Origin of the sequence: Candidatus Equadaptatus faecalis (genome assembly GCA_018065065.1) — a bacterium.
GTDB lineage: Bacteria > Synergistota > Synergistia > Synergistales > Synergistaceae > Equadaptatus > Equadaptatus faecalis.
This window is the reverse complement of record JAGHTZ010000095.1, coordinates 1-6198: the sequence shown is the minus strand read 5'-3', so window position 1 is coordinate 6198 and position 6198 is coordinate 1. Positions and strand designations below refer to the sequence as shown.

Annotated in this window: 5 protein-coding genes; all 5 read right to left on the bottom strand. The window is 50.1% G+C overall.

Annotated features, from left to right (window positions below; all coding sequences use genetic code 11):
* A partial coding sequence (locus KBS54_07585; protein MBQ0055981.1) for a hypothetical protein occupies window positions 1-1106 on the bottom strand: 1106 nt, incomplete at its 3' end.
* A 425-nt stretch (window positions 1107-1531) separates the two neighbouring features.
* Complete coding sequence (locus tag KBS54_07580; GenBank protein ID MBQ0055980.1) at window positions 1532-2704, bottom strand: aminotransferase class I/II-fold pyridoxal phosphate-dependent enzyme; 1173 nt, start codon at window positions 2702-2704, stop codon at window positions 1532-1534.
* Window positions 2704-3198 (bottom strand): Lrp/AsnC family transcriptional regulator, encoded by a 495-nt coding sequence (locus tag KBS54_07575; GenBank protein MBQ0055979.1) that lies wholly within the window; start codon window positions 3196-3198, stop codon window positions 2704-2706. The genes KBS54_07580 and KBS54_07575 overlap by 1 nt, the downstream gene beginning before the upstream one ends.
* Before the next feature lie 233 nt (window positions 3199-3431).
* Complete coding sequence (gene cadA, locus KBS54_07570) at window positions 3432-5447, bottom strand: cadmium-translocating P-type ATPase (GenBank protein MBQ0055978.1); 2016 nt, start codon at window positions 5445-5447, stop codon at window positions 3432-3434.
* A gap of 68 nt (window positions 5448-5515) precedes the next feature.
* The gene (locus tag KBS54_07565; protein MBQ0055977.1) at window positions 5516-5893 is read right to left on the bottom strand and encodes a four helix bundle protein; all 378 of its coding nucleotides are present in this window, start codon (window positions 5891-5893) and stop codon (window positions 5516-5518) included.
* Window positions 5894-6198 lie beyond the last annotated feature (305 nt).

Genomic DNA, 6198 nt, shown 5'->3' with positions numbered 1-6198 from the left:
TTTGATATCAGGGTGCCGCCTCCGCTTGCGGCTGTGATGTCCTGCGCGTAACTGTCGCCGGACAGCGTGAGTTCAAAGCCGTTGTTAAGGGTAATCGCGTTTTCTGCCGTTCCGTACAGCTCCGGCAGCGTCATCGCCACAAGTTTACCGTTTGCGTAGGTGAATTTGAGCCCGAGGCTTTTGAGGTCAGTGCTTGCCGCACTCATTCGGTCGTAGTTTGTGCCGTATATTTCGTGATGCAGGTACAAATCCGCATCTCCCGTGTAGGAGCCAGCTCCTCCGAGCGTGAGCGTGTTTGCCGTACTCACCCATTTCATGAGCATGTAGCCCGGCGCGGCAAGAGGGTCAGCGTTTCCTACCGTTGCCGATACACGGTCGCCAGTCGCAGTGTACCACTCCGATGTCCCAGCCGCGTCAAGCGTCAGAGCTCCGCCGCCTATCACAGGTGCCGCAAGCGAAGTGTCTTTGTAGGTGATCTTGTACTGTGTCGTGTTTGCTGCTGCCGTCGTTATCGCTCCAACCAAGCCTTTCGCTCCGTTGCCTTCGTTATACGGGCTGAGGAACCAGACGTTGTTGTTAACGTTGGTTCCGTTCAGCACCAGATACGGTCTCGCACGACGGCTATAAGGCTTGAGGGCATGTCCGCTGTAAGTTGCACCACCCTCTCTGACTATATAATACCGCTGATATTGAATATACGTTGACAGCCACCATTCTGTGTAGGAGGTAAATTTACCGGTCCCGCCAAGCTGGTTCGTAAAAGCGTCATACTCCCCTTTAGTCATCAGCCGTGAACTGCTGACTATCGCTTTCTCCCAGGAATCTTTCACACTATTGTTCTTATAATTATTGGCATCGCCATTGGCTTGGGCCCACGTTCGAGCGCCTGGCATAGGACAACTGTAGCTTGCTTCGAGCAGTCCGCCTGCCGGCGCCTTTGTCCAAAAAGTTCCGTTAAGGCGGACAGTACGAAGAACGTTCTTGTCGTTATGAAACCCGCTCCATGATAAAAAAGGACTTGCTATAGCCGGCGACACCGTTCCGAAGATGAATGACAGGAGCATTAACGCCGCCGCCGATTTTTTAACTTTTTTCAAATTGTTCATTTTTCAGCCCTTCCCAATAAGGTTCGCAATTTATTGTAAAATCCGTTGCAGTCTGCTGTGCTGTTGTATTTTCAAACTGTCTCGGTACACAAACAATGCATGGAATCCGCTTCATGCACCCGTATATTAAATCTGTTTCGCCGAAATGTCAAATATTTTTCGCAATAAGTAGAATAAAAACAAGTATTCAGCATTTACGAAGGTACAGAATGCAAAAAGAGAAATAAAAAGCCGCGTTAAAGCGGTAAAATTCAGCTGCGAACATCATAAATTAAAGCAGGAAACAACAATGAACTCGGAAGAATAGTAAAGAATGCCTCACAGCAGCGCAAAACACAACCCGGAAAAATATAACAATCCGGTCATTATGCGCGGTAATACTCGGAGTGAAAGCCTGTGCTGATACGGAGGATTTCGGCTGTTTTTTACGCCTGTTTTTCACGAAGATTTGTTACAAATCTCCGCAGACGTTCCATCGCTTCTTTAAGTTCGTCAAGCGAATAGGCGTACGAAATTCGCACGTGTTTGTCTCCGCAGTCTCCGAAAGCAGAGCCTGGGACTACCGCGACTTTCTGCTCTTTCAGCAGTTTTTCGCAAAATTCTTCCGAACTCATGCCGAACTGGGAGATGTCGGGGAAAATGTAAAATGCTCCGAGAGGTTCAAAGCAGGGAATTCCAAGCTCTTTTAGCACCGCAAGAAGGTAGCGTCTGCGTTCGTCGTATGCCGTGCGCATTTCCCGGACGTCGGCTTCGCCTTCCTTAAGCGCTTCTATACCCGCGTACTGGCTGGCAGTAGGGGCGCACATAATTCCGAACTGGTGTATCTTGATTATGCTGCCGTAAAGCTCTTTCGGGGCAAGAAAATATCCAAGTCTCCAGCCGGTCATGGCAAAAGCTTTTGAGAACCCGTTGATAACCACGCAGCGTTCTTTCATTCCGGGAAGCGAAGCAATGCTGACGTGCGGCTTGCGGTATGAAAGTTCGCTGTATATTTCGTCGGAAATTACAAGCAGGTCGTGTTTTTTTACGACTTCAGCTATTTTTTCAAGGTCTTTCTGCTCCATAATGGCGCCTGTCGGGTTGTTCGGATAGGAAATAAGCAGAACTTTGGATTTCGGCGTGATTGCAGCTTCCAGAATTTCAGGCGTGAGGCGGAATTCGGTTTCCGCGGTAAGCTCAAGCTTTACGGGAACACCGTAGGCAAGGCGTATGCAGGGCTCGTAGGAAACGTAGCAAGGCTCGGGATATATGACTTCGTCGCCCGGATTTATGACCGCGCGAAGCGACGCGTCTATCGCCTCGCTGCCGCCTATCGTGATGCATATCTCGTTTTTGGGGTCGTAATGCAGTTTGTACTTGCGCTTCACGTATTCCGCAATCGCTTCGCGAAGCTCGGGCATTCCCGCGTTTGAGGTGTAAAAGGTGCGTCCTTTCTGCAGCGCGTACATGCCTTCCTCGCGGATATGCCACGGGGTTTCAAAATCAGGCTCGCCTACGCCCAAAGAAATAGCATCGGGCATTTCGTCGGCAACGTCAAAAAGCTTCCTGATGCCTGACGGTTTTATGCCTTTAATGACATCGTTGACAAAATCGCGCATTACAAATTCACCATCATGCGTTTCTGTTTTTCTTCGTCGGTCATAATAAAGCCCCTGTCTTTGTAGCGGAGCAGGACAACGTGCGTCGCGGTGCTCTGCACGCCGTCGATGACCGCAAGCTTTGAAGCGACAAAATGCGCTATCTCTTTCATTGTTGCTTTGCGGAGCATAACGGTGAAATCAAATCTCCCGGACATGAGATAGAGGGAGTCAACTTCGGGATACTGATATATTTTTTCGGCAATCTTGTCAAAACCGTTGCCGCGCTGCGGCGTAACCTTAAGTTCGATAAGCGCGGAAACCTTCTCGTCGTCCGTCTTGTCCCAGTTGACAAGCGCGTGATAACCGCGGATAATGCCCGTTTTTTCAAAATTATTTATCGCCGCGGAAACATCGTCCTCTTCAAGTCCGAGCATAACCGCAAGTTCCGACGCTTTAAGCTTTGCGTCCTTTTCCAGAAGCTCAAGAATTCTTTCCTCAGTATGCCTGTCCATTTATGTATCCCCCTTTTTATGGATTATAAATTTGTAAAAAGCGCACTCAGCACTTAGGCTTGCTTCGCTCGCGCTATAAGCTTTAAGCTTTAAGCTATAAGCGTTAAGCGTTAGAACCTTTATTTAAGCTTTAAGCTTCCAGTTTAGTGCTTAATGCTTACCGCTTTCAGCTTATTCTTCATTTTTCACTTTTCACTCTGCATTTTGCACTTGTTTTTGCTGTCAGCCGTCTTCTACGCTCTTGCCGTTCTCGTTGCGTTCAGTATTGCAAGAAGCGCGACGCCGACGTCGGCGAAAACAGCCTCCCAAAGCGCAGGTTCGCCGCATACGCCGACTATCGAAAGCAGCGCTCTTGTCATAAACAGCAGTTTAATTCCTGATGTAAGTATAACATTTTCCCAAACGATCGTCCTCGTTTTTTTCGCTATTCTCAGCAGTTCAGCGACCTTTAACGGAGAATCGTCAACTATCACAACGTCGCTGACTTCCGCCGCCACCCGTGAGCCGAATCCTCCCATTGCAATTCCAGTATCCGAAGTGACAAGCACAGGCCCGTCGTTCACGCCGTCTCCGACAAAAACGCTGCGGCACAAATCGCCTCCGCATATTGAGCGCAGCGCCTCAACCTTGTCCTCAGGCTGCAGTTCCGCGCGGTAGCCGCTCATTTCCAGTTTGTCGCAGACAACGCGCGCAACCTCTTCCCTGTCGCCGGTAAGCATGTAGGTATGCAGACCAAGCTTTTCAAGCTCGCGCACGGCGGCGTAGGAATCCTCGCGGATTTCGTCCGCAACCGCTATGCAGCCGAGATAGACGTTATTTTTCAGGACGTGAACCACAGTCCCGTCGTTGGGCATTGCGGGAGAAATTACGCCGTAATCCGCCATAAGCAGTGAATTGCCGGCAACGATACAATCTTCTCCGTTTTTGTACAACATTCCTTTTCCGGGCAGCTCCGTAACCTCTGCATCGCCGGAAAGGGCAATTTCGGGCATTTCCCTGCATATACTCTGCGCGACAGGATGAGCTGACCCTTTTTCGGCAAGTACAGCCGTTTTAAGCAGTTCCTGCCCGGATACGCCGTCCGCCGGAAAATATTTCGCGACCTTAAATCTGCCGTAGGTCAGGGTGCCTGTTTTGTCAAAAACAGCGGCCGTGACTCTGCGCAGATTGTCAAAAACATTGGCGCCTTTGACAAGAATACCGCGCGCGGAGGCTCTGCCTATTCCGCCGAAATAGCCCAGCGGAACAGAAATTACAAGCGCGCAGGGACATGAAATTACAAGCATGACAAGCGCGGGGCTCAGCGCGTCAGCGGCGCTTCTGCCAGGCAGCAGAAGCAGGCAGAAAACGGCTGCCGCGACAAAGAACATCGCGGGAGTGTACCACTTTGCAAAGCGGGTAATAAAACGCTCCGCAGGCGCTTTTTTCTCAACAGCGTTCTGCACCATTTCAAGCATTCTGGAGATTGTGGAGTCTTCAAAAGGCCCTGAGGCTTCTATTGTCAAAACTCCGTCTATTGAAAGCGTGCCGCCGCTTACATCGCTGCCTTTCTGCGCGTAAACCGGAAGCGATTCGCCGGTGATTGCCGAACAGTCAATCTGAGAGGCACCGCCCGTGACACGACCGTCAACAGGTATTACTTCTCCAGGAAGCACACGAACGGTGTCGCCTTTTTTAATTTCCGAAGGCTCGGTAAGTTTTTCTTCGTCACCTATGATAAGCCTTGCCTCCATAGGCTTCTGCGCAAGCAGGCTCTTGACGGAGCGGCGTGATTTTGACGCCGCCCTGTCCTGAAGCGCTTCGCCCAATCTGTAAAAAAGCATCACCGCGACAGACTCGTGAACTTCGCCGATGAAAACGGCCGCGCACGCGGCGCTTGACATGAGTGTGTATTCGTTGAAAATATCGCCCTTCGCAAGCAGCGACAGCGCGGTTTTCACAACAGGCATGCCGCAGAGAGCAAACAGCGCGAAAAACGCGCAGGTCACAGGCAGACTGTGCTCATATTCCGGCACAACATGGCTGACAAGCATCAGCGCCGCGAATATCGCGCCCGTAACCGCAAGGAACGTTACTTCCTTTCTGAACTCCCTGTTCTGCTCCCCGATTTCCTCTTCAAGTTCGTCAAAAATATTTGCCGCGCGGGCACACGCCTTACAGGCGCAGTCCTCCGCATGGTCTCTGATATGCCGGTGCATACCCTCTGTATGAGAATGTTCTCCGCAGTGACAATGTTCGTGTTCGTGCATTTCGGCTGACAGCTGACAGCTGACAGCTGATGGCTTAAAATCTTTTGTGCATTTTGAAACCATTTTTTTTAACCAAACTTTACGTTATCTGATATAGTCAGCTTTTTAATCAGATTGTTAATCTTTTTTCCGATTTCAGCAGCCAAATCAAAAAGCGAATTAAGTTGTTCCCTTGAAAAATATCCTAGCATGATACAAAGCTCAAGCTGTGTTTCCAACTCGCATAATGAGCCTTTGGCTATATATACAAACCGTGCAAAATCCCTGTCAGAACCTCTTCCCTGCCCTTCGGCAACATTCGACGGAACAGATATTGCCGAACGCCGCATCTGATCTGCCAAAGCAAACCTTTCTTTTTCAGGAAGATTATCAATAAATTTGTAGACTTCTTTTACAAGCAGCATCGATTCCTGCCATACTTTTAGTTCTCTGTAACTTGCCGGCATTTTATTTCACCTCGTTTTTTGTTGTTCGTTTCACTTGTATATTGACGCTATGCGCCGCTGTATTCTCCCTACGGTCGATATTCCCTACGGTCATCTGGCTGTCAGCTGTCAGCTGTTGGCAAAATCGTTAAAGGCGTAAGAACTTTCTTCTATTCGTCATTCCGATGCAAATCGGGATCCAGCATCTTTGTTTTTTGCTATTCGCTGTCAGCCGTCTGCTGTCAGCTGTCAGCGGGGCGGGGGGGGTCGGCGGGGCGTAGGGCGCCGCGGGGGTCGCGGGGGCGGGCGGGGAGGGGGCTGTGCGG

Excerpts from the sequence above, each read along its gene's own strand:
- KBS54_07580 (MBQ0055980.1), bottom strand. The coding sequence starts at position 2,704 with ATGCGCGATTTTGTCAACGATGTCATTAAAGGCATAAAACCGTCAGGC.
- KBS54_07575 (MBQ0055979.1), bottom strand. The coding sequence starts at position 3,198 with ATGGACAGGCATACTGAGGAAAGAATTCTTGAGCTTCTGGAAAAGGAC.
- cadA (MBQ0055978.1), bottom strand. The coding sequence starts at position 5,447 with ATGCACGAACACGAACATTGTCACTGCGGAGAACATTCTCATACAGAG.
- KBS54_07565 (MBQ0055977.1), bottom strand. The coding sequence starts at position 5,893 with ATGCCGGCAAGTTACAGAGAACTAAAAGTATGGCAGGAATCGATGCTG.